Below are 610 nucleotides of genomic sequence, written 5' to 3'. Positions count from 1 at the left end.
TGGCCATGAATGGCGTCGGATGTCGCGCCAGTGCACGCATTATGGGCGTTGGCCTCAACACGGTTTTACGTCACTTAAAAAACTCAGGCCGCAGTCGGTAACCTCGCGCATACAACCGGGCAGTGATGTGATTGTCTGCGCTGAAATGGACGAACAGTGGGGCTACGTCGGTGCTAAATCACGTCAGCGCTGGCTGTTTTACGCGTATGACAGGATACGGAGGACGGTTGTGGCGCACGTCTTCGGTGAACGCACTCTGGCCACACTGGAGCGTCTTCTGAGCCAGCTGTCGGCCTTTGAGGTCGTGGTATGGATGACGGATGGCTGGCCGCTGTACGAATCACGCCTGAAGGGAAAGCTGCACGTTATCAGCAAGCGTTACACTCAGCGCATTGAGCGACATAACCTGAATCTGAGACAACATCTGGCAAGGCTGGGACGGAAGTCACTGTCGTTCTCAAAATCGGTGGAGCTGCATGACAAGGTCATCGGACATTATCTGAACATAAAACACTATCAGTAAGTTGGAGTCATTACCAAAAATCCAGCGGAGCAGTAAAGGATGAAAAAAACAACCAACCCTGTCAGTTTGTCAGAGAATCGCATTAGC

Annotated in this window: 1 pseudogene; it reads left to right on the top strand. The window is 52.1% G+C overall.

What is annotated here, in order from left to right:
- A pseudogene (locus DB30_RS41050) lies at positions 1 to 523 on the top strand (IS1-like element IS1X2 family transposase); the annotation flags it as partial.
- Positions 524 to 610: the final 87 nt, after the last annotated feature.

It is taken from the genome of Enhygromyxa salina (genome assembly GCF_000737335.2).
Lineage (GTDB): Bacteria > Myxococcota_A > Polyangia > Nannocystales > Nannocystaceae > Plesiocystis > Plesiocystis salina_C.
Note: the sequence above shows the minus strand (reverse complement) of the source record. Positions and strands in the feature narration are given on the sequence as shown.